27 protein-coding genes and 1 tRNA gene are annotated in these 25,118 nt (G+C 59.1%); 16 read left to right on the top strand and 12 right to left on the bottom strand.

The window, feature by feature from the left end; translation table 11 throughout:
* From efeO to Q4D83_RS06520, 5 genes are all read right to left on the bottom strand, one after another.
* Nucleotides 1-1,275, bottom strand: a complete 1,275-nt coding sequence (gene efeO, locus Q4D83_RS06540) for an iron uptake system protein EfeO (protein WP_303174035.1) — start codon at nucleotides 1,273-1,275, stop codon at nucleotides 1-3.
* 78 nt (nucleotides 1,276-1,353) lie between these two features.
* Nucleotides 1,354-2,244 (bottom strand): iron uptake transporter permease EfeU, encoded by an 891-nt coding sequence (gene efeU, locus Q4D83_RS06535; protein WP_303174032.1) that lies wholly within the window; start codon nucleotides 2,242-2,244, stop codon nucleotides 1,354-1,356.
* Nucleotides 2,245-2,355: 111 nt separating this feature from the next.
* Entirely contained in the window at nucleotides 2,356-3,618 is a 1,263-nt protein-coding gene (gene purD, locus Q4D83_RS06530; protein WP_303174031.1) for a phosphoribosylamine--glycine ligase, read from the bottom strand.
* A gap of 20 nt (nucleotides 3,619-3,638) precedes the next feature.
* Nucleotides 3,639-4,298 (bottom strand): TrkA family potassium uptake protein, encoded by a 660-nt coding sequence (locus Q4D83_RS06525; protein WP_303174029.1) that lies wholly within the window; start codon nucleotides 4,296-4,298, stop codon nucleotides 3,639-3,641.
* Nucleotides 4,291-5,619, bottom strand: a complete 1,329-nt coding sequence (locus tag Q4D83_RS06520) for a TrkH family potassium uptake protein (RefSeq protein ID WP_303174028.1) — start codon at nucleotides 5,617-5,619, stop codon at nucleotides 4,291-4,293. Before Q4D83_RS06520 ends, Q4D83_RS06525 begins: the two co-directional genes overlap by 8 nt.
* Nucleotides 5,620-5,677: 58 nt before the next feature.
* Between Q4D83_RS06520 and Q4D83_RS06515 the strand changes: the two genes are divergently transcribed.
* From Q4D83_RS06515 to Q4D83_RS06485, 7 genes are all read left to right on the top strand, one after another.
* Nucleotides 5,678-6,085: an HIT family protein gene (locus Q4D83_RS06515; RefSeq protein ID WP_303174027.1), complete on the top strand. Its 408-nt coding sequence runs from the start codon at nucleotides 5,678-5,680 to the stop codon at nucleotides 6,083-6,085.
* A gap of 37 nt (nucleotides 6,086-6,122) precedes the next feature.
* Nucleotides 6,123-6,902 (top strand): triacylglycerol lipase, encoded by a 780-nt coding sequence (locus tag Q4D83_RS06510; protein ID WP_303174026.1) that lies wholly within the window; start codon nucleotides 6,123-6,125, stop codon nucleotides 6,900-6,902.
* Nucleotides 6,899-7,174 carry a 2Fe-2S iron-sulfur cluster binding domain-containing protein gene (locus Q4D83_RS06505; protein ID WP_303174025.1) on the top strand — a complete coding sequence of 92 codons (276 nt, stop codon included), beginning with the start codon at nucleotides 6,899-6,901 and terminating at the stop codon, nucleotides 7,172-7,174. The genes Q4D83_RS06510 and Q4D83_RS06505 overlap by 4 nt, the downstream gene beginning before the upstream one ends.
* Before the next feature lie 1,010 nt (nucleotides 7,175-8,184).
* Entirely contained in the window at nucleotides 8,185-8,361 is a 177-nt protein-coding gene (locus tag Q4D83_RS06500; RefSeq protein WP_303174024.1) for a hypothetical protein, read from the top strand.
* A 728-nt stretch (nucleotides 8,362-9,089) separates the two neighbouring features.
* On the top strand, nucleotides 9,090-9,647 hold the full coding sequence (locus tag Q4D83_RS06495) for a phospholipase A2 (protein WP_303174022.1): 558 nt from the start codon (nucleotides 9,090-9,092) through the stop codon (nucleotides 9,645-9,647).
* A 315-nt stretch (nucleotides 9,648-9,962) separates the two neighbouring features.
* Nucleotides 9,963-10,304, top strand: a complete 342-nt coding sequence (locus Q4D83_RS06490; RefSeq protein WP_303174021.1) for a hypothetical protein — start codon at nucleotides 9,963-9,965, stop codon at nucleotides 10,302-10,304.
* A 55-nt stretch (nucleotides 10,305-10,359) separates the two neighbouring features.
* Nucleotides 10,360-11,724, top strand: coding sequence for an MFS transporter (locus tag Q4D83_RS06485; protein ID WP_303174019.1), 1,365 nt, complete (start codon nucleotides 10,360-10,362; stop codon nucleotides 11,722-11,724).
* Between the two features lie 81 nt (nucleotides 11,725-11,805).
* Here Q4D83_RS06485 and Q4D83_RS06480 read toward each other — a convergent pair.
* A tRNA-Thr gene (locus Q4D83_RS06480) sits at nucleotides 11,806-11,881 on the bottom strand.
* Between the two features lie 58 nt (nucleotides 11,882-11,939).
* On the opposite strand from Q4D83_RS06480, the gene Q4D83_RS06475 reads away from it, so the two are divergent.
* The 5 genes from Q4D83_RS06475 to otsB all read left to right on the top strand — a co-directional run bounded on the left by Q4D83_RS06475 (nucleotide 11,940) and on the right by otsB (nucleotide 16,656).
* Nucleotides 11,940-13,334, top strand: coding sequence for a threonine/serine exporter ThrE family protein (locus Q4D83_RS06475; protein ID WP_303174017.1), 1,395 nt, complete (start codon nucleotides 11,940-11,942; stop codon nucleotides 13,332-13,334).
* 41 nt (nucleotides 13,335-13,375) lie between these two features.
* A complete protein-coding gene (locus tag Q4D83_RS06470) occupies nucleotides 13,376-13,726 on the top strand; it encodes a hypothetical protein (RefSeq protein ID WP_303174016.1) in 351 nt (116 codons plus the stop codon).
* Nucleotides 13,723-15,126 (top strand): trehalose-6-phosphate synthase, encoded by a 1,404-nt coding sequence (locus Q4D83_RS06465; protein WP_303174015.1) that lies wholly within the window; start codon nucleotides 13,723-13,725, stop codon nucleotides 15,124-15,126. The genes Q4D83_RS06470 and Q4D83_RS06465 overlap by 4 nt, the downstream gene beginning before the upstream one ends.
* Complete coding sequence (locus Q4D83_RS06460) at nucleotides 15,123-15,575, top strand: META domain-containing protein (RefSeq protein ID WP_303174014.1); 453 nt, start codon at nucleotides 15,123-15,125, stop codon at nucleotides 15,573-15,575. The genes Q4D83_RS06465 and Q4D83_RS06460 overlap by 4 nt, the downstream gene beginning before the upstream one ends.
* A 397-nt stretch (nucleotides 15,576-15,972) precedes the next feature.
* Nucleotides 15,973-16,656 (top strand): trehalose-phosphatase, encoded by a 684-nt coding sequence (gene otsB / locus Q4D83_RS06455; RefSeq protein WP_303174012.1) that lies wholly within the window; start codon nucleotides 15,973-15,975, stop codon nucleotides 16,654-16,656.
* On the opposite strand, the gene Q4D83_RS06450 is transcribed toward otsB, so the two are convergent.
* Nucleotides 16,628-17,710 (bottom strand): LacI family DNA-binding transcriptional regulator, encoded by a 1,083-nt coding sequence (locus tag Q4D83_RS06450; RefSeq protein WP_303174010.1) that lies wholly within the window; start codon nucleotides 17,708-17,710, stop codon nucleotides 16,628-16,630. The two genes, otsB and Q4D83_RS06450, sit on opposite strands and share 29 nt — an antisense overlap.
* A 69-nt stretch (nucleotides 17,711-17,779) precedes the next feature.
* Here Q4D83_RS06450 and Q4D83_RS06445 point away from each other — a divergent pair, with 69 nt between their 5' ends.
* The 3 genes from Q4D83_RS06445 to Q4D83_RS06435 are packed head-to-tail and all read left to right on the top strand — an operon-like array spanning nucleotide 17,780 to nucleotide 20,234.
* Nucleotides 17,780-18,715, top strand: coding sequence for a metal ABC transporter solute-binding protein, Zn/Mn family (locus Q4D83_RS06445; RefSeq protein WP_303174007.1), 936 nt, complete (start codon nucleotides 17,780-17,782; stop codon nucleotides 18,713-18,715).
* Entirely contained in the window at nucleotides 18,712-19,401 is a 690-nt protein-coding gene (locus Q4D83_RS06440) for a metal ABC transporter ATP-binding protein (protein ID WP_303174005.1), read from the top strand. The genes Q4D83_RS06445 and Q4D83_RS06440 overlap by 4 nt, the downstream gene beginning before the upstream one ends.
* 26 nt (nucleotides 19,402-19,427) lie before the next feature.
* Entirely contained in the window at nucleotides 19,428-20,234 is an 807-nt protein-coding gene (locus tag Q4D83_RS06435) for a metal ABC transporter permease (RefSeq protein WP_303174158.1), read from the top strand.
* Nucleotides 20,235-20,242: 8 nt separating this feature from the next.
* Here the strand turns inward: Q4D83_RS06435 and rlmB are convergent, their stop codons facing one another.
* Genes rlmB through Q4D83_RS06410 form a run of 5 tightly spaced genes read right to left on the bottom strand, consistent with a single transcriptional unit; the run spans nucleotide 20,243 to nucleotide 24,324 of the window.
* Complete coding sequence (gene rlmB, locus Q4D83_RS06430; RefSeq protein ID WP_303174004.1) at nucleotides 20,243-21,190, bottom strand: 23S rRNA (guanosine(2251)-2'-O)-methyltransferase RlmB; 948 nt, start codon at nucleotides 21,188-21,190, stop codon at nucleotides 20,243-20,245.
* Nucleotides 21,191-21,195: 5 nt separating this feature from the next.
* Nucleotides 21,196-22,572, bottom strand: a complete 1,377-nt coding sequence (cysS, locus tag Q4D83_RS06425) for a cysteine--tRNA ligase (protein ID WP_303174003.1) — start codon at nucleotides 22,570-22,572, stop codon at nucleotides 21,196-21,198.
* Between the two features lie 3 nt (nucleotides 22,573-22,575).
* Nucleotides 22,576-23,061 (bottom strand): 2-C-methyl-D-erythritol 2,4-cyclodiphosphate synthase, encoded by a 486-nt coding sequence (ispF, locus tag Q4D83_RS06420; RefSeq protein ID WP_303174001.1) that lies wholly within the window; start codon nucleotides 23,059-23,061, stop codon nucleotides 22,576-22,578.
* Nucleotides 23,055-23,756: a 2-C-methyl-D-erythritol 4-phosphate cytidylyltransferase gene (gene ispD, locus Q4D83_RS06415; RefSeq protein WP_303173999.1), complete on the bottom strand. Its 702-nt coding sequence runs from the start codon at nucleotides 23,754-23,756 to the stop codon at nucleotides 23,055-23,057. The genes ispF and ispD overlap by 7 nt, the downstream gene beginning before the upstream one ends.
* Nucleotides 23,743-24,324, bottom strand: coding sequence for a CarD family transcriptional regulator (locus Q4D83_RS06410; RefSeq protein ID WP_303173997.1), 582 nt, complete (start codon nucleotides 24,322-24,324; stop codon nucleotides 23,743-23,745). Before Q4D83_RS06410 ends, ispD begins: the two co-directional genes overlap by 14 nt.
* Nucleotides 24,325-24,490: 166 nt before the next feature.
* Here Q4D83_RS06410 and Q4D83_RS06405 point away from each other — a divergent pair, with 166 nt between their 5' ends.
* Nucleotides 24,491-25,042 carry a hypothetical protein gene (locus tag Q4D83_RS06405; protein WP_303173995.1) on the top strand — a complete coding sequence of 184 codons (552 nt, stop codon included), beginning with the start codon at nucleotides 24,491-24,493 and terminating at the stop codon, nucleotides 25,040-25,042.
* The last annotated feature ends 76 nt before the right edge of the window (nucleotides 25,043-25,118 follow it).

Here is a 25,118-nt window from a genome sequence, read left to right as displayed (position 1 = left end):
CTACTTCAAAGTGAGGTCGGTGAGCTTAGCGAGGGGTTCCCGCACGGCATCGAGTTTGGCGGTGAGCTCCTTGCGCTCAGACTCGGACACTTCGTCATATAGCTTGAAGCCATCCTCGTAATTGCCGTACTTCTCCAGTTCCGCTTGGAGATCATCAAAAGCTTTCTCGATTTCAGCTACGAGCTTTTTGCCGTCATCCGACTTCGGCTCCACAATGGGCGCCACCAAATCGAAAGCGATGCGGGAACCTTCGAGGTTGGCTTGGAAATCCCACAGGTCGTAGCCGCTCCACCAGTTTTCTTCACCGGTGATCTTGTTCACTGCGATTTCTTCGAGCAATGCTGCCGCTCCATTAGACACCGAAGCGATGTTGAGCTGTTGCTCTTCGATGAACTTATCGGAGTGGATTTCGTCGTACAGCTTGTTGACGTCCTTGACGAGTGTCTCGCTGATTTCCTTTCGGGTTGCTTGGTCGGAAGGCTTCCAATCCTCATAGGCGGAGGTGCCGTCCGGCTGCAATTTGTCCTTCTTGGGTACCCACAGGTCCTTTTCAATCCGGTGGAATCCTAGCCATTGGTCAAAGGTGGAGTCATCCTCTTTCAACAGGTCGGCCTCCGCCAAATAGTCGATTTCGCGGTAATCAATACGCGGGTCGAGGATGCCCAACGCCTCGGCGATTGGTTCGATACGCTCATAGTGGATACGTACCTTGGCGTATTCTTTGCGGGCGGTTTCATCGTCGCCGTCTGCGTACGCCTTGGCGAATTTCTCCACGCCTGGGACAAGTTCGGCAACTTCGTTCTTGGCAAAGTTCACGTAGTTTTGCACCGCGGCGTCGAAAAGCTCTTGGTCTTCGCCGGAAAGTTCGATGGGATCGCCGGTGACGGTGAAAGCGGTTTGGCCAATGTTGGCGCCGCGCATTCCGGGTTTACATGCGGTGAAATACTCCCCTGGCTGCAGCGATACCGTCATGCTTGCCTTTTGCCCTGGGGCGATGTTTTCCTTCTCCGAGACAATTCGCAAACCGTCCGAACCGAGCAAGTAGAACTCGGTGGTCTTGTCGCCATCGTTAGCGATTTCGAATGTAGTAGTACCCGATGCGGCGGTATTCGTAGCCACCGTGCATGCATCAGCTGTGGAGGACACGGCAATCGCGTCGCCTGCTGCGGCAGAGCCCTCGCTTTGAGTCGTTGCATTGTTATCAACGCAAGCAGTCAGCGCAACCGATGTTGCCAGCGCACCGATGCCGGCGCAGAGGAATTTAAACGTGGACATGGCTTCTCCTTGAATTCATGTTGTGACATTGCGCAAGTGCGGATGAACAGCGCATGTCTCAGTCGGCAGCATGACTGATCACCGGCTTCGTACTCGCCGCAAAAATGCGGGAAACACGATTGCCAAATACAACACCCAAGCTGTGATTTCCAACCAGGACATCATGGGCGCGAAACCAATGGTCCCTTTTAAAAACGCCGCTACAAACCCCGCCGGATCAATAATGTGCCCGACGTCAAAAGCCCAGCCGAAGGGATATGCCGCGCCCCAGAAGGGTTGATCGGCAAACCCAACCAACACTTCACCGGTGCGGAAGTTTGTCGGAGTAATCGGGGCACCCGAAAACGGCCCCGGCAAAAATCGCGCCTCCTGCAAATCGTGAATACCGTAGGCCAAAATGCCCGCACTCATCACAATCAAAAACGCACCGGTCCAGTTAAAAAAGGTACGTATATTGATTCGCAGCATTCCTTTGCTGATCGCGGTACCTAACCCCACCGCCACGAGAATCCCAACGAGGGCACCCAGCAAGGCGACTGGGGCGGTTGACCATGCCCAGAGCAGCAAGGTAGTTTCCAAACCTTCGCGGCCGACCGTGATGGCTGCCAGCCAGAACATAGACCAGCCAGCACCGGCGAGCAACGCTTTACTGGCGCTTTCCTCGAGCTCCGATTTGAGGGTTCGGCCCGCTTGGAGCATCCAAAAAACCATCCAGGTGACCATCACTACCGCGAGCAGCGAAAGCGATCCTCCCAGCAATTCTTGGCCTTCAAAGCTCAACCCGTAGCGGCCGAATGTCAGTGCGGCGCCGGCAATGACGGAAAGGACAACTGCGACCCCCACGCCCAACCAGATTTTCGATCGGGCGTCAGCTCGTCCCACTTTGGTCACGTACGCCAGCAGGATGCCGATGACGAGCGCGGCTTCGAGGCCCTCGCGCAGCCCAATGAGAAAAGTTGCAAGAAACACGACGCTGTTGCCATCTACTCCCTATCCAACCGAACTTTAGGCAAGCATAACCTATCGATTGTTGGAGTGTCCACCAAACAAGCGCCCGTCACATCATGGAGCCATGGCTGCTCACACAGAAATGCGACCTTGCACTGCGGGCAATGCGATGTCGCTGCGGTAGTGACCGCCCGAGAGTTCGATGCCGGACAAGACCGCGTAGGCCGAGTCGCGGGCGTCGGCAAGAGTGGGCCCGGTACCAATCACGTTGAGCACCCGCCCGCCTGCGGAAACAAGCTCGCCCTCGCTGTTGCGTGCGGTGCCAGCGTGGCGCACGGAAGGATGTTCGGCACCCGTAATAACGTCCCCGGTGCGCGGGGTGTCGGGGTAATCCTTCGCTGCAAGCACTACAGTGAGCGCGTAACCGTCCTCCCATTCGAGCGGCGGCTGAGCGGCAAGCGTACCCGTGGCCACGGCGTTGAGCAGGGTTGCCAGCGGGGTCTTCAGCAACGCCAACACGGCCTGGGTTTCTGGGTCGCCGAATCGGCAATTGAATTCCACCACGGCGGGGCCTTCCGCGCCCCACGCCAAACCGGCGTACAACAGGCCGGAATATGCGCAACCGCGGGCAACCATCTCCTTGGCCACCGGCACGCATACTTCGTCGACAATGCGCTGCACACCGTCGGCGGGCAGCCACGGCAGCGGACAATACGCCCCCATGCCGCCAGTATTCGGGCCTTCATCGTTGTCGCGCACACGTTTGTGATCCTGCGCGGGCAGTAACGGCACCACGGTTTCGCCATCTACCAGGCAAAACAGGGAAACCTCCGGGCCATCGAGGAAGCTTTCCAGCAGCACGGGGTTGCCCGCCGCGAGCACGGCGTCCACATGCGCACGGGCGGCCGCGCGATCCGGGGTGACCACCACACCCTTACCTGCGGCAAGGCCGTCGTCCTTCACCACCCAGGTGGGGCCGAAACGGTCGAGCACAGCTTCGATCTCAGCGTCATCTGCCCCCGGCGCGATAGCCTCCGCATGCGCGGTGCGCACCCCGGCAGCCGCCATAACATCCTTGGCAAAGGCTTTCGAACCCTCAATTCGTGCCGCATCTTTATTCGGTCCAAACACTGCGATTCCAGCGGCCCGCAGCGCGTCAGCCACGCCGGCAACCAACGGGATTTCCGGGCCAACTACCACGAGGTCGGCACCTAAGAATTGCGCCAGGGCGGTAACCGCCACCGGATCATCCACCTTCACCTCGTGCATTTGGGCGAGCTCGGCCATGCCCGCGTTGCCGGGAGCGACGTGCAATTCGGACACCGCGGGATCGAACGAAAGTCCTAACAATAGGGCGTGTTCACGGGCGCCCGAACCGATTACAAGAATGCGCATGCACTTTAGTGTAAACACCTCTACCCGGAGGTACCGAAGCGTTCCAGGTCTTCGATGCGGCCCGCTGCGACGATCAGGTCGCCGGAGGTGATCACGGTGCCTGGCGCGGGCGTCGAAAAGCGGCCTTCCGCGGGTCGAACCGCAACAATATCCACGCCCGGTGGGGTTGCCTCCACTGGTTTACCCAGCATGGACAGCGGCGGCGCGAGCTTCACCATGGCGAAATCACGGTCGAACTCGGTGTACTCCTGCAGCCCGCCGGCAATCAAATGCGCCACCCGGCGGCCAGTATCCCGCTCCGGGCGGATGACGTGATGCACCCCAATCTGCCGCAAAATCTTAGCGTGCGGGGCACTATCCGCCTTCGCCCAAATGCTGGGCACACCGAGCTCCACAATCGCGGACGCTGCCAGCACGGAAGCCGCCATATCCGAGCCGATGCCAATCACCACGCGCTGCGCCTCCTCGAGGAACAATTGGCGCAGTGCGTCAATGTCGGTGGCGTCGGCAATGACCACGTGCGTAAGCATCGGGGCGGCCTTCGTCGCCACGGCTTCGTTCGCATCCACGCCGAGCACCTCCACGCCCGAATGCATCAACTCCTCACCAAGCGCCAAGCCGAAGCGGCCCAGCCCAACAATCACCACCACCGGGTGCTGGCGCGAGAACCTTTTAACCAATGAACGGCCTTTCTTCTGGGAAGGAATACAACCTACGATTCTGCCGCTCCGCCAACGCCGCCACCACCGTAATCGGCCCAATACGGCCCGCGTACATGAGCACAATGAGCACGTATTTCGCTGCGGTAGGCAACGCGGCGGTAATGCCCGTAGACAACCCCACGGTGGCGAACGCGCTAAACACCTCAAACGTCACCTGCGCCGAGGTGCATTGGGGAGCAAGGATTTGAATTGTGGTCACCCCAAAACCGATGAGCATCAGCGAAATCACCAGCACGGCCAGCGCCTGGCGGACAGTACGGTCCGGAATCCGTCGGCCCCGCACCAACACCTGATCCTGGGCACACACCTCCGAAACAAGCACGCTGACAAGGACGGCGAGAGTGGTGATCTTCACCCCGCCCGCCGTGCCGCCAGAGCCGCCGCCGATAAACATGAGCACGTTAGTCACGGCCAGGGTGGAGGGGTGCATGTGGCCCACATCCACTGAGTTAAACCCTGCCGTGCGGCTGGACACGCTGTGAAACCAAGCGGCGAGGAGCTTCTCGGGTGTGCTGAAGCCCTGCAACACCCCGTTCCACTCCAGGGCCGCGGTAACCACGGTTCCCACCACCAGCAACACGACCGTACCCCAAAGGGTAAAAACCAAGGTCAATGATGATCTTCGGCGCACACGCAAACGTAGAAACAATTCCGTGAGCACGGGGAAGCCGAGGCCGCCCAGGATAATCGCTACAGCAATGGGGAAAATCACTGCGGGGTCGCCAACGTAGGCGACAAGGTTGTCCGGCTTGAGCCCAAAACCGGCGTTGTTAAACGCAGAAATGGAATGGAACACGCCTTCCCACACGGCGGCGGGCCAGTCCATGTCCGCGCGAAACCGCAGCGTCAACAGCGCGGCAACCAGCGCTTCGATGGCCACGGTGAAGCCGAGAACGCCGAGGAGGAGTGGCTTCACCTCACTAATCGCGCGGCCACGCCCCTCCGCGGCGGCGTTCAACCGGCCGCGCACGCCGATACGGCCCACGATTGCGAGGCTGGCGAGCGTGGCAAGTGTCATAATGCCGAGGCCGCCGAGTTGGATCAACGCCAAGATCACGAGCTGACCGAAATGGGACCAATACGTCGCCGTATCCACCACCACTAAGCCGGTGAGCGCCACCGCCGACGTTGCGGTAAACAACGCTGTGGTGAGGTCAGCGGAATCCGCGCCGGCGCGAGCGATTGGCAGCATGAGCAACCCCGTGCCCACCAAAATCAACAACAGGAAGCTTCCCGCGACCAATTGCGCGGGGCTGAGTTGGTGCCGATACCGTCTCACACCACACCACGCTAGACCTCACGGCGAGGCTTGCCCAGCGCGGCTACGCTTAAACAATATGAGCACCGTATTCACCAAAATTATCAACGGCGAACTGCCAGGCAGGTTCGTATATCGCGCCGACGACGTTGTAGCGTTTCTCACTATCGAACCCCTCGCATACGGGCACACCCTCGTGGTCCCCGTCGCCGAAGTGGATCGTTGGACCGACCTTGAGCCCGCGGTGTGGGCACGGGTGAACGAGGTAGCCCAACAAGTGGGCCAAGCGATCATCAAGGCGTTCGATTGCCCTCGCGCGGGCTACATTATCGCGGGTTTCGACGTCCCGCACACCCACATCCACGTCTTCCCCACCGCCAGCATGCGCGACTATAACTTCGCCAACGTGATTGGCATGAACGACACCGACCCGGCGCTCATGGACGAAGCCGCCGCGAAAATCCGCGCCGCCCTTGAATCCGCCTAACCCGCGACGATTACTCAAGTTAGGAGCGTACGCCCAGATGCCGGAACCACTCGGCACGAAAATCCCCTCCCGTGGCTGGGTAGAGGACGATTGGCGAGCCCGCCCCACCCCGCAGCGGCCGTGGCCGATCGTGCTTATCCACGGCACGTCCGGCAGCCCCGGCGATTGGAAAGACCTCGCCGCGCAACTCCGCGGGCTCGGGTGGGCGGTGTTCGTCCCCGGCTACGGCTACCGCGCCACCAACCCTATCGAGGAATCCGCCGACCAGATCCGAGCATGTATTGACGTCATTCTCGCCACCACCGGCGCGGAAAAGGTCATCTTGGTGGGCCATTCGCAGGGCGGGGTGCTGGCGCGCTACTACATCAAACACTTGGGCGGCGATCGCCATACCAAACATGTGATCTGCCTCTCGAGCCCCAATCACGGGACCACACTCGGCGGGATGCTCGGCAAATTGGTGGCTTCCGGCAAGCAAGCTGAGCTGATGAGCAAAATGATCATCACCTATTTCGGACCTGCCGGCATGCAACAAATCACCGGCTCGCGGTTCCTCGCGGAGCTCAACACAGGGCCCGAGTGCGCCCCCGAGGTTGGCTACACGTGCATTGCCACCCGCACAGACAGCACCGTCGTGCCCGCTGAATCCTGCTTTTTGGATACCGCGACGAACTTATGGGTACAGGACGATTACCCCCTCGCCGTGGTATTGCACGCAGACATGACGATGGATAAACGCGTGCGCGCGCTCGTTACCCAAACGGTAGAGTCTCTGCGCCCAGTCAACCCTTCCGCCTCACCGAAACGCACACGATGACACATAAAGCCTATAAAGACGACAACGAGTACGCTTTCGATTGGCCGGCCAACCAAACGCTTCTCGACGCCCTGCTCGCCGCCGATGTCCCCGCCAACTACTCGTGCCAGCAAGGCCAATGCGGTGCCTGCCAGTGCAGCCTCGAGGGCGGAAAATCGCACATGCTTGTCAACCATGTGTTAAGCGATTACGACATCCGCGATGGTGAAACTCTGGCCTGCCAAACCATCCGCGACGAAGAAGGCCCCTATACAGTGACCTACTGGTTCTAACGGGCACGTTCTAAGGGGCACGTTCTTAGGGGCACGGCCTTTCCACACATTCAAGTTCGAACTCTTCCGAACCTCCCGCCATGTCCAGTGCCAGCCACTTCAGCCCCTCCGCATTACACCGCCGATGGGTTGTGCGCCACCGCCGACCTAGGGCTCGTCTTACTATTCTTCAACCGGGGTCTCACTGAGGTGTCCCCATGAAGAAAATCAGGACGATCGCAATTCAGCGAAAGCACAGGATCTATCAAAGCAAGCTATTGGCAAAGCCGTGAAGCGCGTACAAGATTGAACCTTTTGCCATCTATCGGCCCCACAACATCTGCCTCAGGCAGATCTGACATGGCGAATTCGGCGTCCTGCGCAAACGCCGCCACTCGATGGCCGGCATGTCGAATCTGCCTGCGCGCAAAAATCCGTCGGCTTCTTCCGGCCCCCAAATCACTGCACCACCAACAAGACCGATCACATGCACTTCACTGAGCCGCACCCCGCGCGGGATTTCACGGCCTTGAGCGTTCGCGCAAGGATTAAAACCTTGGCTACAAAAGTACAAAAGTTACGCTGGGAAGCTTGACCGTACTCATTGAAAATTGTACCGCTGGGCAAGTACTAGCAAATGTTCGACTGATGAGATTTTCGGACTAGCCAACGACATCGAAACCGCAGGTTATACACACCATTGCCCCTTAGTTTGGGGTTGGCCAACAGTCTGGAATGCACCTTGGTCTACTACTAGAGTAAAAAACCTCCCGCAACGTGTGATCGCCACGATCTACGGGGTGTCCCAACCGAAAACTTCCCGCGCCATCAACACAGTCCTTGACCTTTTGGAACGCTTTCTCCCAGCCGCACCAACCGTGGACGATCTCGTACCAACCCGCCATCGCGTCCTCGATGGCACGTTGGCGCCATGGGCGGTCATGGAAAGGGCAACAATAGTTGATCAGCGGCAAAACATAAAACGACCGGCCAAAACCTCGCGGTCTTGACCAACCAGAGCGGCAATACCTATGTACATCAGCCCGCCAACGCCTGGGAGAGCCCACGATAAACGCATCGCCGACACACTGCGCATTACCACCGTGTTGCCAGGCGATTATCTCACCGCTGACCTTGGGTACGTAGGTACTGGTTTTGGCATCCCCCAGAAACGCAAAAACGGGCAAAAAGTTCTCGAACCCTGGTAGCAACACTTCAACAATGCCATTACATCGATCCGCTGGGGCAAACGAACAAGCAATCGCCCACATCAAAAACTGGAGAATACTTCGCATCGACTGCCGATTACCCGTAGCCACCACGAAGCGCACAATACAAACCCTCACCAAACTATTCTTCTACAAGCACCCATGAATAACCTTCAAGCTTTAACAAAAGACACAGATCGAAATGAATGAACCAAAAAGTCAGTACCGAAGGCCGAGAGGTTACACAATCTCGGAGATAAGGATCCTAGTCAGCAGCAACAACCGGCTAAGGGCACATGTAAGGTGCGGCATACTTCACCAATTCTTTCAATGGCACAGGACATCCTTACACTCATTCGTTACGCCTTTCAATACCCCTAACAAATCTAACCCAACAACATCGGCTCGTGAAACCGATAACAAAGGACTCCCACACCAAATCGCACATAATCTGCAGGTTACCCCCACAACTTTCCATAGATACATAATGCCGAAATCTGTAAAAGTGAAAACGCCCCCACGAAAATAATTTGTAGCTACTTATCTTTTAGTTGCACACAAAACTGAAAGCTATTTATCAATCCCGACATGGCTTTTTCAGTGGGGCTTGATATGGGTTTCCTATAAAATACAGCACGAACAATCGCTACTATTTCATTTGGTGTCGGGGGTGTTTGAGAATAGTCTTTGAGCTAAAACTTAAGGATGGGTAACCTTATGCTAAGCCAATGGCTAACCTGTACACTATTCGAGAGGATACATGGAGTATGTCAATTTGCACTTCCCTCAAGCACCGTTTGTCCGCTTCAGCAGTTGCATTGCTAATGGCAATCACTGCACTGACGCTTCCGACCGCAAATGCAGAAAATTCCCTGCCCATCGAAATGGAGCAAGCTACTGTCGCGGTACTTGAAGCTCATAACGTGGACCAGACATCACCTGAGTTCATCCAAGGCTTTGAAGAAGCGTCATCGATCATGCAAGGTTCCGGTAACAACTACACCACTTTCCGCGCAGCAAATGGATGCAGCTACTCCCCAGACCGCTTCGGAAAGTTTAATTTCCGCCCTGCATGTGATGCCCATGATCGTTGCTACGGAAGAAACAGCCGCGTAAATCGCCTCGATTGCGACAATCGATTCCTGAGCGACCTTCGTCGGGTTTGCAACAACACTCGCGCGACCAACCCCGAAAAAGATGCATGTCGCTCGGTGACTGGTGGCTACTACTCAGCAGTCAGGGCTTTCGGAGGAAGGTTCTATCAAGGACGGGGTTTGAATAACTAAGCAATCTTGAGGATCGTTTCTGGCGCCTGACTGAGAATACTGGTAGAATTGGGCTTTTAATCAGCTAGGCGCCGAAACGACGTAACTGTCATTAACAATTATTTTAATGCATTTTTCGTGCCAACATGGACTACGCGCAAACAGCGAATCTCCTAAGTGTATTTAAGGCACAATCGAATCCAACACCCTTTAAGCACTCTGAGTGATCTCAATCTTCACTCTCGACCATCGATCCGTCTAACATTAAGGAATGACATGAAGCGCATTTTAAGCATAGCAAACATTTGTTTTGCATTATTTAGTATGCTTCTTGTTGTGATTTCTACCATCTTGGTAGCCTCCGGTGCCGAATCAACCGGCGTGTTTGATCTTTACGTATTAAGCTTGCTGCAAATCACCGCTGCGGGCCTCGTCGCAGCCATCGTTTGCACACAATGGTTCCTTGGGGATAAAGCCCCAAGAATTACGCGGGCGCTGTCCGTCGCTGTGCTCGCATTGGTCCTAGCATTTGTGGTCTTCTTTGCGGTTTCCTCCGCAGACGTTGCTGGCGGCGCAAACATTGGCTTAGGCCTGTTAGGCATGGCGATCTCCTACCTTGGCTTTGCTAATGCCCTTGCTGTCGTGATTCCTCGGTTGCGTCTCACGGCACGCCAATAGCCCGTCTTGGTTTTCCACAAGATAGTTTTTGCCGTGACGTACTAAGGTTTTGTCCATGAGTACGACCACGCAGCCAGGCGCCCGCACTGACCGAAAAACTGTCCTAGCGTGGGCGCTGTGGGATTGGGGTTCCGCCGCGTTCAACGCCGTATTGGTTACCTTTATTTTCGCGGTGTACCTCACCGATTCGGTGGGGGCCAACGTAGGCGAACAACTCCCCTCGTGGTTGTCTGGCTTCAGCTCGGTATCGGCCTCCGGCTGGTACGGCTATGCGATGGGTATTGCGGGCGTGTGTATTGCGCTCACCGCCCCGGTGATGGGCCGCCGCACTGATATTAAGGGGACCCGCAAACGCAGCGTGACAGTCTGGTCTTGGGTCGCCTTCGTGCTCATGGCCTGCCTGTTCTTTATCAAGAACACGCACATCGGGTATTTCTGGGCGGCCCTTGTCATCATGGGCATCGCGTCCATTGTGTTCCAGCTGGCAGAAGTGAGCTATTTTGCCATGTTGCGCCAGGTATCCACCCCGGAAAACGTTGGCAGGATTTCCGGTTTCGGCTGGTCCATGGGGTATTTCGGGGGCATTGTCGTCCTGCTGATTAGCTATTTGGGCTTTATCCAGGGCGAAGGAGACACCCGCGGGTTGCTGAATGTGCCGATTGCCGAGGGTTGGAATATTCGGCTCGTGGCGCTGCTGGCCGCGTTTTGGTTTTTGCTGTCGGCGATCCCGCTTATGGTGCGCGTCCCCGAAATTGCGCCAGACCCGACGGCACAATCCGGAGGCATCAAGGAATCTTATAAACGGCTCGCCCAAGAGATTAAGGAATTGTGGAATGAGGATCGGCACGCAGTGTATTTCTTGCTCGCATCCGCGGTGCTGCGTGATGGCCTTGCGGGCGTGTTTACCTTCGGTGCTATCCTCGCCGTGTCCTCCTATGGGCTCAGCGCCGGCGACGTCTTATTGTTCGGTGTTGCCGCAAACGTAGTAAGCGCACTTGGGGCACTGGGCATGGGGTATTTGGACGATCTGATCGGCCCGAAGCCGGTGATTGTCGGCTCGCTCATTGCCATGGTGGCCATGTGCTCTACCTTGTATTTCCTCGACGGGCCAGTAAACTTCTGGATTTTCGGCCTTATCCTCACGTTGTTCGTGGGCCCGGCACAAAGCTCTTGTCGTTCGTTTTTGTCGCGCATGACACCGGATGGCCGCGAGGGCCAAATGTTTGGCCTGTATGCGACCACTGGGCGCGCGGTAAGTTGGCTCGCCCCGATCGCTTTTGGCACATCCGTTTCATTAGCAGGGACGGACCGCGCCGGAATCATCGGAATTGCGCTCATTCTTGCTATCGGCGCGATATTGTTGCTTCCAGTGAAGTCGCCAAAACTTGCTGCTCACGCAACACCAAATGGCGTGGCGTAACGTCGGCGGGTTTACTGTCGAATATTCCCCACGGGTATACGACAACAGCAGGCTAAGGGGCTACCTTAACCTGCTGTTGTGTGGAGCTGGAGACGAGACTTGAACTCGCAACCTACGGTTTACAAGACCGTTGCGCTACCGATTGCGCCACTCCAGCACTGCCACAAGATCGTACCTGACGTCCCTCGCTGAGCCCAATCCACAAAGGCACCTGCATGAAACTGTTCGACCGTTTGCTTTCCGGCCGCGTCGCCACTATCGACGCCGTGAAAGCCGCACCGCCGCCGTCACCGTTGGCGCCCGTAGACCTGACGGACCCCAGCCAGGTTTCCACCGTGATGGACTTGGCGGCGCGCATCGGCGATGTCTTGTTGTCTTCCGGCACCGGCAATAACGATACAAAGGCGCAAATTCACGCAGTGACCTCCTCGTATGGTTTGCTGTACTGCCATGTGGACATCACTTTGAACACGATTACAATCTCCACAAACATTGGCGTGGAAAAGAAAACTCCGTTAAGTGTGTTCCGGGTGGTGCGTCGGCTGACGGTGGATTTCTCCAAGCTTTCGGAAGTGGACCGACTTATCCGATCGATTTGCGCGGGCGCGACTCCACCGGAAGTAGCAGACAAGATTCTCGACGAGCTCATGCACGCCCCACCGCCCTATGGCTTCCGCACTGCATGGTTTGGCTGGTCCCTATTCGGCGCGGCCGTGGCCGTATTACTCGGTGGTGACCTTCTGGTAGCGGTTATCTCCTTTATCGTCGCCGGGGTGATTATGGGTGGTAGCGCGTGGCTGGATCAACGCGGACTGCCGCCGTTCTTCCAGAACGTGTTTGGCGGTTTCATTGCCACCGTGCCAGCCGCCTTGTCGTACCGGTGGGCGAACCTGCTGGGCTTTGAGGTTTCCCCAGCGCAAATCGTCGCCTCAGGAATCGTGGTGATGCTGGCCGGGTTGACCCTGGTCCAAGCAATGCAGGACGGTATCACCGGCGCCCCAGTCACCGCCAGCGCACGCTTCTTCGAAACAATCATGCTCACGGGCGGCATCGTCGCCGGGGTGGCGATTGGTATCGAGGCATCGCACGCCATCGGGGTGACGCTTCCGCAACTGCAAACCAGCGCAAATCCAAACCTGACTTCGGTAACGGTGAAGGTTGTTGCGGGAGGGTTGGCGTCGGCAACCTATGCGGTGGCGTGTTACTCGGAGTGGTCGTCGGTGGTGGTAGCGGGGCTGACCGCCACGACCGGTTCGTTTATGTACTATGCGGTGTTGCTGCCACTCGGCGTGCCGCCAGTCGTCGCAATTAGTGTCGCGGCAACGATTATCGGCTTGGCAGGCGGCTTGCTGGCACGTCGATTCTTGATCCCGCCGCTCATCACCGCTATCGCGGGCATTACCCCACTGCTGCCTGGGTTGTCCATCTACCGCGGCATGTACGCAATCCTGCATTCTCAAACCTTGGTGGGCTTCTCCAGCATGGTGTTAGCACTGGCGATCGGTTCCGCGCTGGCCGCCGGCGTGGTCCTCGGCGAATGGTGCGCTCGAAAACTTCGCCGACCCCCGGTATTGCTGCGGTACCGCGCGTTTGCCAAGCGAATGGCGTAGAATGAGCTACCAAGTTTGTCTTTTATCACCCAGGAGGATCCGTGCCACCGAAGGTCACTGACACCCGCAACACCAACGCCGAGTCGCTGCACGCGGTGGAGGAAGAGACCGCCGAGGCAGCCCGTCGCATTGTTGCAACCTACTCTACGGACTTTTTTGATTGCGCAACCCTGATGTGCATGTTGGGTGTGGAACCTGAGGGGCTTCGCTACAGCCGCATCGCCGCCGAGCATGAAGAAGCTAACGCGCCAAAGAAAGCCGCCAAGAAGGCCACGAAGAAGACCACCAAGAAGGCTGCGAAAAAGGCCACGAAGGCCACGAAGAAGACAACTAAGAAAGCCGCCAAGAAGACGACGAAGAAAACAACGAAGAAGGCTGCGAAGAAGTCATGAACAGTGATTTCGTGGTGGTAGCCAACAGGCTGCCGGTTGACCTGACGACCCATCCAGACGGAACTCACGAGTGGTCGCCAAGTCCCGGCGGTCTTGTCACGGCCCTGTCGCCAGTGCTGGCGCGCCACCACGGATGCTGGGTCGGCTGGCCCGGTGTGCCGGACGAAGCACCCGAGCCGTTCGAAGCTGACGGCGTGCTCCTCCACCCCGTCACCCTCACCGAGGGCGACTACGAGGAATTTTACGAAGGCTTTTCTAACGCCACGCTGTGGCCTTTGTACCATGACTTAATCGTGCCGCCGGAGTACCACCGCACGTGGTGGGAAACCTACCGCAACGTCAACCACAAGTTCGCTCAGGAAGCCGCGGAGGTAGCCTCCGAAGGGGCGACGGTGTGGATCCAGGACTACCAATTGCAGCTCGTACCAGGCATTCTGCGGCAGCTGCGGCCTGACCTGAAAATCGGTTTCTTCCTGCACATTCCGTTCCCGTCGGCAGATCTGTTCCGCCAGTTGCCGTGGCGCGAGGAGCTGATGCGTGGGCTGTTGGGCGCGGATCTGATCGGCTTCCACCTCGAACAAAATACCGAGAACTTTTTGTCCTTGGCGCGACAGGTCACGCTCACCGGTTCGACGATTGGGCAGCCGGACAAACTACGCGTGGAAGGGACGGCGTCGATACGCGAGGTTACGGCGTATATCACCGCGCCGGACGGGCGCAAGGTCGGGGTGGCGGCGTTCCCAATTTCGATCGACTCTTCGGAAGTGGCGGCGGCCGCGGCGAACGTAGAACCGATCGAGGCGGAGGGCACGGTCATTCTTGGCGTGGACCGCCTTGACTACACTAAGGGCATCCTACAGCGCCTCCTCGCATTCGAAGAACTGCTCGAATCGGGCGCGGTGGAGGCGGCGAACACCATGCTGATTCAGATTGCGACGCCGTCGCGGGAACGCATCGACCAATACCGCCGTACGCGGTCGCAAGTCGAGGAAGCCGTGGGGCGAATCAATGGTCGATTCGGCACGGTGGCGCACCCGGTGGTGCACTATATGCACAGGTCACTGTCGAAGGCAGAACTGTTGCGCTACTACAAGCGTGCGGACGTGATGTTCATTACCGCTTATAAGGACGGGATGAACTTGGTGGCAAAAGAGTACGTGGCATGCCACGGGGACGGCTCCGGTGCGCTGGTGCTGAGCGAGTTCGCAGGCTCTGCAATCGAACTTCAGCGCGCATGGTTGTGCAATCCGCACGACATTGAATCCGTGAAGCGCCAGCTGCTCAACGCATTGACTGCGGACCCTGAGGATGCGCGCACCCGCATGCTGGAGCTGCACGAACAAGTGCTCACCTACGACGTCAACGAATGGGCGCGAAGCTTCCTGGAGTGCCTGCAATGATCCGCGTTGGCGTTGTCTGCTGTGTCGGTGCGGCATTGCTCACGGGTTGCTCAGCGACGCAACCCGAAGTTGTCGACTCCACCTGGCAAATTACGAACGTTTATACGGATCCAGGGACACCGAGCGGGTTACCGGATTCGGTCGCTGGAACCGCGACCATGGTGTTCGGAGATTCCACCGTGGCGGGCTTCACTGGGTGCGCACCGTTCCAGGGGCGGGTGACGTTTACCAAGGATGGCGAGGGCGCAAAGCCCGCAGACGCTGACCACGTGGAATTCCACGACATGGAGATCAAAGAAGCTGACTGTGACGGCAAGGAAAAGTTCTTTCACGACGCCCTGACCGACATGCTCCACGGCGGCTTCAGCATGTCCCGCGATGGGAAGGACTTGGTGCTGACCCAGGACGGCGAAGCCATCGACCGCCCAGGTATTCGATTGGTGGATTAGCGCTTAGCGTAAGTTGACTTGCTACCGTAGCCGTAATTCCACCAGTAAAATAACCTGGCAACAAAATGCTGGCAAACGCACTGTTTTACTCAGCGTTTACAGCCCGACAAAGCCACTCCACAAATTAACAAACAAAATTGGGACTCCCCCATAAAGATCTCCTATTACGCAAAACCTGTGAGTGAAGTTTCTCGCGGTGAGTCAGGCTGAACGCACCAACTTCAATCACTTCGGAAAGGTTGCGTACTGCTCGCACTGCATAACCACCACCAACCGTAACCATGTTCGAATGATGATGCGGTAGCGCTTGTCGATGTACGTACTCATTGACCGCCAGTGTGGGTTAGCAGCCACCAATCTCAGGCGCGCAGGGCGACCGTAATGGCACTATGGTGGTATGGCTCCTTTACTCGTGGTTTCTGATTTTGATGGCACGTTGGCTGGGTTCAGCGCGGATCCGATGAATGTCCCGGTGAATGCGAATTCGATTGCGGCGCTGGAGCAGTTGGCAGCGTTGCCAGATACTCGGGTGGTGATTTTATCGGGCCGGTCACTGGATGTATTGCGGCAGCTTGCCCCCGTCTCGTCGGCGATTGAGCTAGTGGGCAGCCACGGTGCGGAGGGAACGAAGCCGGCGGTGCTGACGGATCTTCAGCGGTTGTTGCTGGCAGATCTTGAGCGGGAGCTGCTGGCATTAGCAGAGGAGCATCAGGGGGCGCATGTGGAGGTGAAGCCGTATCACCGGGTGTTGCACACCCGCGGGATGGCCAGCGGGGGCGAGCAGCTCTTGAAACGTGCGGAGGCGCTGGTCCGCCCTGGCATTGATGTCACCCACGGCAAGTGTGTGTTGGAGTTTTCGGTGCTTGATACGTCCAAGGGTGGTTGGATTCGTGCGAATCGCGGGGACGCGCACGTGGTGTTTATTGGTGATGATGCCACGGACGAGACGGGTTTTGCGGTGATGCAACCCGGCGACCTTGGGGTGAAGGTGGGCGCTGGTGAAACGTTGGCGCTGCTGCGCTTGGAGTCAATTGACCAGGTGGAGACGTTCCTTAGCGCGTTGGCAGCTCAGCGTTCGTAGCGCGCGGCGTCGATACGGTGTTGCCGGGGAACCAGGTGGTGTCGAGGATGCGTTCGGGTTCGATTGCTTCGCCCTCGATGAGCCGGAAGAGCGCACGCGCGGATGCAATGCCTTTCTCGCGGTTTGGTTGGATCACGGTGGTCAGTCCACGGGCGAGCGCGGTGGACACGCCGTCAAAACCTGTGACGGAGAGGTCTTCGGGCACCCGGATGCCGCGTTCCGCGGCGTAATCGAGCACGCCGAACGACATGGAGTCCGTGGTGCACAAAACAGCCGTAATGTCGGGGTGCCGTTCCAGGAGTTCTTGTGCAGCATCGCGGTTGTTTTGGCGATCATTAATGTGCCGTTCCACAACGGGGATGTCCCCCGTAATGCCGGCGTCGCGGAACACGTCGAGCGCGCCGAGGACGCGGGAGCGCTGCACGTGTAACGACGCCGCATGTAACCGCTCCGCGCTAACTTCGCCGTCGTTGCGCAATCGGTCCAGGCGGATGCACAGAATGCCTATTCGACGGTGCCCTGCGGCTACCAGTGCGCGAGCGGCGGGCGCGATGGCGGCGCGGTCGTCGATACCAACGAAGGGCAAGCTTGTTCCCACCGGCTGGTCGCACACCACGAGCGGCAATTGCCGGGCAACGGCCGCCTGTAAGTAGGGGTCTTGGGCGGCCACGGAGTACACGACAAACCCGTCAACCACGGCGGAATTCACCAGGTCAGGAGCCACCGCGCCGGAAGGTTTCGCCGGCACCAACGTGAGCGCCGCTCCCCGCTCTTGGCCAACCTCAGCCATTCCGGCAAGAAAATCCACCGAAGCGAGGTCGTCGAACGCGTAGGTGAGGTGGTCAGTAAACAGGACGCCGATCGTTCCCGTGCGCCTGCGGCGAAGCGAACGTGCGGTCGGATCCGGCCCGGCGTATCCGAGTCGAGCGGCGGTATCGAGGATTTTCTCCCGAAGCTCTGGCGAGAGCTGTTCGGGACGATTGTAAGCATTCGAAACTGTGGTCCGTGAAACACCCAACTCGCGCGCCAACGTGGCGAGGGTCTGCTTTGCCATACATCGAATTTACCAGTTCAAACAAAAACGTACTTGACAAACATTTCCATTTTCACGATGGTTGAACACATGATTCGTCGCTTGCTTTCTATCTCTGCTGCCGCTTGCTTAGCGGTTTCCTGTACACCTAACTCGCAAACAGACTCGAATGCTACGAGCGGCGCCGCGTCTTCCTCCAGCTCCGCCAGCACCCAAGGCGACGCCGTCAAGATCGTCGCCTCGACGCAAGTGTGGGCGGACGTTGCGGAACAGGTTGTGCCGGGTGCGCACATCACGGCGATTGTTTCGGGCCAAGACACGGACCCTCACTCCTTCGAGCCTGCCGCGGCTGATTTGGCAAAGGCGAAGGAAGCGGACATCGTGGTCGTCGGCGGGGGCGGCTACGACGCGTGGCTGTACCAGGCCGTGGACGAAGCGAAGGTTGTGCACGCCTTGCCGCTGACCACGGGCCATCACCATGGCGACCACGACCACGGCCACTCCCATGAGGGCCACTCGCATGAAATGGGCTCTAACGAGCACGTTTGGTTCGATGATCAGGCGGTGACTGACCTTGCGAAGGACCTTGCGGCGAAAGTTGGGGAGACCGCCCCGGATGCGCAGACCACTCCGGAGAAGGTGGCGGAGTCGTTGCAGTCGGCGCACGAAATGGTTGCTGCGTTGCCGGCGGTGAAGATTGCGCAGACGCACCCGATTGCGGATTTGCTGGTGTCCGATAGCAAGCTTGAGGATGTGACACCCGAGGGCTACCACCATTCCGCACTGAACGAGGCGGAACCGACTGCGGCGGACGTGTCTGCGTTTTTGGACGCCATTGAGCAGGGCGAAATGAAAGTGCTTATCGACGCCCCGCAAACCGCCACCGATACCACGCGCCGTATCCGCGAAGCCGCGGAGAAGAAGGGCATCAAGGTGGTTGATGTGTATGAAATGCCGGCCAAGGGCGAAAACTATTTCGACTTCTATAGTGATTTTGTGAAGCGTCTGGCGGATGCCACGAAGTGACGTTAGCGTTTCATAATGCTGGGATCCAGCCCCTGTGGTCGGGGCTGGATTTCCGTGTGGAATCGGGCGAGTTCCTCACCGTGTTAGGCCCGAACGGGGTTGGTAAGTCCACGTTGCTGGCCGCGATTTTGGGTACTCGGAAGCTCACCGCGGGCAGTATTACTGCCACGGATCGTATTGGCTATATTCCGCAGCAGCGAATGTTTCCTTCGGGGCTGCCGTTGCGGGCCCGCGATTTGGTAAGTTTATCGCTCGCTCATGGGATGCTGCGTTCCCGCAGCCCGAAACGCCGGGAGGTCGACGAGCTGCTAGCGCGAGTCGGTGCGAGTCACTTGGCCGACCGGCGGGCGGGCTCCCTGTCGGGCGGACAGCAGCAGCTGGTGCGCCAAGCGCAGGCGCTCGCTGGCGATCCCGAATTGTTGTTGTGCGACGAGCCCCTACTCAGTCTTGATTTAAACATGGAAAAGCGCACTGTCGAATTGCTCAAGCATTCCGGCGCAACGGTGGTGTTTGTGACGCATTCCATCAACCCGGTGATGCGGGCCACTGATCGGGTGTTGTATTTGGCACCCCACGGGCACACCGTGGGCACGGTGTCGGAGGTGATGCGCGGCGAAGTGCTGAGCGAACTGTACGGCACGAAGGTCGATGTGGTGCGAGTTGATGATCGCATGGTGGTGATTTAATCGTGGAGCAGTTTTACCAGGACACCATGTACTTGCTGGGCGTCGACTTTGTGCTCCAGGGCCTGCTGGCCGCGGCGTTGCTCGGCGTGGTTTCTGGGGTGATGGCCCCGCTGGTGGTGCTGCGCCGGATGTCGTTTGCGGTACATGGCACCTCGGAGTTGGCGCTGATGGGGGCGTCCGCGGCCTTGCTGGCGGGATTAAACGTAGGCGTCGGCGCGGTGATTGGTTCGGTGGTCGCGGCGATCGTCCTGGCGCTGCTGGGCATGCGGAATCAAGATAGTGCCATCGGTGTGGTGTTTAGCTTTGGCATGGGGCTATCGGTGTTGTTTATTCACCTGTACCCAGGCCGCGCTTCCACCGCGTTTACACTGCTCACCGGCCAGATTGTCGGGGTTTCCGGGGCGAGCGTGGGGTTCCTCGCGGTGATTGTGCTGCTGGTGGTGGGGGCGGTCGCCGTGTTGTGGCGGCCATTACTGTTCGCTGCGGCGGATCCTGTCATGGCGTCGGCAAGCGGGGTGAATGTGCGGCTGATGTCCGTACTGTTTGCCGTGTTGGTGGGGTTAACGTCGGCGCAATCGGTGCAGATTGTGGGCGCGCTGCTGGTCATTGCGCTGCTGATCACGCCGGGCGCGGCGGCGATCAGCGTCACCGCAAACCCTCTCCTCGCGGTACTGCTGTCCACGGCGTTTGCCCTGGCAGCAGCCGTCGGTGGGTTCGTGCTGTCCCTAGCGCCCGGGCTGCCGGTCAGTGTGTTTGTGACCAGCATTTCGTTTGCGATCTACCTGGTGTGCCGGGCGATCGGGGCGATCCGGGAACGCCGCCTCGCGGCGTAACCCGGCGGCTAACGGCGGGCGGCGCGACGCTGGCGGGCGAATTCCCCAAGCACCACGCCGGCGGCAACGGAAGCGTTGAGCGATTCCACCCAATCGGCGGTGGGGATGGACATGATCGTGTCGCACGTTTCCCGCACGAGGCGGGACATCCCTTTCCCCTCGGAACCGACAACAATAACGGTCGGCGTGGTTCCGTCGTAGGTATCCAAGGTGTGTTCCCCGCCTGCGTCGAGGCCAACCACCTGGTAGCCCGCCTGCTGGAATTGCTTCAAGGTGCGCGTCAGGTTCGTCGCCTTCGCCACGGGCAAGCGGGCGGCAGTGCCCGCCGAAGTGCGCCACGCCACTGCGGTGACGGAGGCGGACCTGCGCTCTGGGATGACCACGCCGTGCCCACCGAAGGCGGCGACGGAGCGAATCACCGCGCCCAGATTGCGGGGGTCCGTGATGTTGTCCAGGCACACGATCATGCCGGGTTCGCCGGCGGCCGCCACATGGTCGATCAGGTCCTCCACCTCGGCGTATTGATATGGGGGGATCTGCAGGCCGATGCCCTGGTGCATGCCGTTACCGGTCATGCGATCCAACTCGTGGCGCGAAATCTCAAGCACCGGGATGCTGCGGGCAGCGCACAGGTGGACGGCTTCGGAAAGGCGGTCATCGTTGGAGGTGCCTTCCACCACGTACAGGGCATTCGCCGGCACCTTAGCGTGTAAGCATTCCACCACGGGGTTGCGGCCAACCACCAGCTCCGTGGTTTGCTCCTTCACGTGACGTCCAGAGTCCCTGCGCTGACGCTCCAGCTTACGCTTGTGAGCTGCGTGGTAGACGCGATCCTCCGCCTTCGGAGTAGGGCCTTTCCCGCGCAGCCCGCGGCGCACCTTTCCGCCAGAACCAGTCTGGGCGCCCTTTTTATTGGTTTGACGAATCGCACCTTGGCGCTTGGAATTGCCTGCCATATTGTCTAATCCTCTTCTTTCAGCGACCATTCCGGGCCGTTGGGGGTATCCACCACATCAATGCCAGCCGCCGCCAGTCGGTCTCGAACCTCATCGGCGGTGGCCCAATCACGCTGCTCGCGGGCGGTGGTACGGCGCTGCAACTCGGCGCTGACCAGTACGTTCAGGGCGTCGATAGCCTTGGTCGAGGTGGTTTCACGCCAGGTATCACTGAGCGGATCCACGCCGAGCACGGCCATCATGGCGCGCACCTGGCCGGCAAGAGCGCGGGCAGTTTCGGTATCGCCTGCGGCCAGCGCCGAGTTGCCCGCACGCACGGCGGTATGCACCTCGGCGAGCGCCGCCGGAACACCCAAATCATCATCGAGAGCCTGTTCAAACCCCGCGGTCCAAGTGGTGGGTTCCGCGTCTTCAAAACGATGCACAAACGCCTCCACCCGGCGATACCCGGCGGCAGCCTCCTTCAAAGACGCCTCCGAATACTCCAGCATCGAACGATAGTGCGCGCTGCCCAGATAGTAGCGCAGCTCTACCGGGCGCACCAAGGTGAGCACGTTGGGCACGCTCAGCACATTGCCCAGGGATTTACTCATCTTTTCGCCCGACATGGTGACCCAACCGTTGTGCAACCAGTAGCGCGCAAACCCATCACCCGCGCCGTGCGCCTGGGCGATCTCATTCTCGTGGTGCGGGAATTGCAGGTCCAAGCCTCCCGCGTGAATATCAAACTCGCCGCCCAAGTAGGTCGTGGCCATCGCGGAGCATTCGATGTGCCAGCCGGGACGGCCCGGACCCCACGGCGTTGGCCAGCTCGGCTCGCCCGGTTTCGCGGCCTTCCACAAGGTAAAGTCGCGCGGATCCCGCTTGCCGGTGCCCGCGGATTCCCCCTGATCCAACTCGTCGAGCTTTTGCCCGGACAGCTGCCCATAATCGGCGAGGGTGGTGGGCTGGAAATACACATTCCCGTCGGCGGCGTAGCCGTGACCGTTGCCGATGATCCGTTGAATGTACTCCACTATTTGGGTGATGTGCCCAGTGGCGCGCGGTTCAATCGACGGCGGCCGCACCCCGAGTTGCTCATACGCCCACTGGAACGCCCGCTCATGCGTAGCGGCCCATTCCCACCAGGGCCGCCCATGTTCGGCAGCCTTAGCGATGATTTTATCGTCAATATCGGTCACGTTGCGCACAAAGGCAACGTCGAGCCCTTTGGCCTCCAACCAATTCCGCAGGATGTCAAAGGCGACCCCGGAACGCACATGCCCAATGTGCGGGATGGTTTGGACGGTAGCACCACATAAATACACCGAAGCATGGCCCGGCTTCAGCGGGACGAAGTCGCGGAGTGTACGTGTATTGGTGTCAAAGAGTCGTAGATTCACACCCTAAAGTGTATCGTTCCGCTTCCACACCACGGCAGTCGCCACAGCGGCACGCCCCTCACCGCGACCGGTGAACCCCAGGTGGTCGGTGGTGGTAGCGGCTACGGAGACGGGCGCACCGATATAATCGCTCATCACACGTTCCGCTTCCTTACGCCGCGGCCCCAACTTCGGGGTGTTACCCACCAGCTGCACGGCGGCGTTGCCGATGACAAACCCCTCCGATTCCAGCAGGTCGCGCGCCTCCCGCAGGAGACGTTTGCCGGAAACATTGTCGTATTCGGAGCGGCCGACGCCGACGAAACTCCCTAAGTCGCCGAGGCCTGCGGCCGACAACAAGGCATCCACCACCGCGTGCGCCACCACGTCCCCGTCGGAGTGGCCCTCGCAACCGTCCACACCTTCAAAGAGCAGGCAAGCGATCCAGCAAGGTTTGCCGGGCTGCACCTGGTGAGCGTCCGTAGCCACGCCTACCCGCGGGATTAACATGTTTCTCCTTCGGTCAGTGCGCGTGCGAGTGCAAGGTCCAGCGGGGTGGTGACTTTAAACGCCATCGCGTCCCCATCCACGCATCGCACGGGAGTTCCGTTCCATTCCATGAGGCTAGCGTCGTCCGTGGCCAGACGATCCGGGCGAGCGGCGTATGCTGCCTTGAGCTGCGCGACGTCGAAACCCTGCGGCGTTTGCACAGCGCGCAACTCGCTACGATCCGGCGTATCGACGACCACCCCTCCCGCAACCCGCTTCATCGTATCCGTCACCGGCAGCACAGGAATCACCGCGCCGTGCTGACGGGTCGCCGCAATCACGCGACGAATCATCTCGGGTGGGGTGAGGGCGCGGGCAGCATCATGAATCAACACGATCCCACCGCTCACGTGTGCAAGTCCGGCGCGGACCGAATCCATACGCTCCGCCCCGCCGGCCACAACGCGGACCGATCCGCCAAACATGGCTTCGGCCGTCTGCACCATGTCGGCGCTGACCACCACCACAACCTCCGCCACCCCAGCGGCGCGCAAGCCAGCAACACTACGTTCCAACAACGTCGAACCACCCACCGAAACAAACGCCTTCGGAATACCCGCCCCCAATCGGGTGCCCTGTCCCGCGGCGACCACCAACGCCGTAACTGATGGCTCGGTGGCCGGTAGCTGGATGTGCGGTGGGCTAGTCTTCGTCATCGTCGAAGTTAATATCGTCGAGATCGATATCCTCGACAGGTTTCTTCTCCGGCTCGTCCTCAATTTTCAGGGCGCGATGGCGCTCAATCGTGGCCGCGATCTGGGCCAACAGATCATCCGACTTCGCCTCATCAACATTCTTGGCAAGCGCCAACTCCCCGACCAGCACCTGGCGAGCCTTCGCCAGCATGCGCTTCTCGCCGGCCGACAACCCCCGGTCCTGATCGCGGCGCCACAAATCGCGCACCACCTCAGCAACCTTGTTCACATCGCCGGAAGCGAGCCGCTCCTGGTTAGCCTTATAACGGCGAGACCAGTTGCCGGCCTCCTCCACATCAGTCTCACGCAGCACGGAGAACACCTTTTGCAGGCCCTCCTCCCCGACCACGTCGCGTACGCCAACCAGTTCGGCATTTTGGGCGGGGACTCGCACGGTCAGGTCAGACTGATTGATCTGCAGCACCAAGTAATCGATTACCTGGCCGCCCCGTTCACGTTGCTCAATGGCCTCGATGACCGCCGCGCCGTGGTGCGGGTATACCACCACGTCACCGACCTTGAATTCCATACCCACTCCTTGCGGCTTCCTCTTTTCAACAGCGTACATAGTATCATGCGGGCGACCTGCGCGTTTCGGGCCCCATTCCCCCCGTGTAGTGCGGGAACCAAGTGTACAGACTAAGATAATCGCGTAACCCCCGTCTGACCCCCTTTCCCTGTTGGAGTGACAAGAAGTGAAAACCCTCCGCATTGCCATCGCCGGTATCGCTGCACTGGCCACCCTGACCGCCTGCGGCGCTGGTCAGATTTCCCAAACCGCCGATCAGGTCGCCGCAGTTGACGGCGTTCCCGCACAAACAGACGATGGCAAGGTGCTCGTCCGCGACGTAACTATCGTGGTCAACGATGATTCTTCGGCCGCGGTGAAGTTCACCGCAGTCAACGATGACACGAAAATGACCTCCCATTCCTTGAAGAAAGTTTCGGTTGGCGGCACGGAAGTCACACTTTCGGATACCCCCGCCATGGAGCGCAACTGCTCCATCGTTGCGGACGCAGCCGAATACACCGACATGCTCACCGAAACCGAAGGCGTGTGCATCAAGCACATCAGCACGGAGATCAAGAATCCCGGTTTCGCGGTCGGCGGCCACAAAGAAGTGGAATTCACGTTCGACAACGGCTCGGTGAAGGTCGAGGCGCCGATCGCCGCAAACCTGCACGAGGCCGGCAAAGAAGATCGCGTCGTCTCCGACAAGATGGAATCCAAGGACGCAAAGCACTAATCTTCGCGGGTTTCACAGGGGCCTTTCGGGGCCCCTCTTCACTTCCACCGGGATTGGATTGGGGTCTACCAATCCC

This window comes from Corynebacterium sp. (assembly GCF_030532715.1).
Classification (GTDB): domain Bacteria; phylum Actinomycetota; class Actinomycetes; order Mycobacteriales; family Mycobacteriaceae; genus Corynebacterium.
Note: the sequence above shows the minus strand (reverse complement) of the source record. Positions and strands in the feature narration are given on the sequence as shown.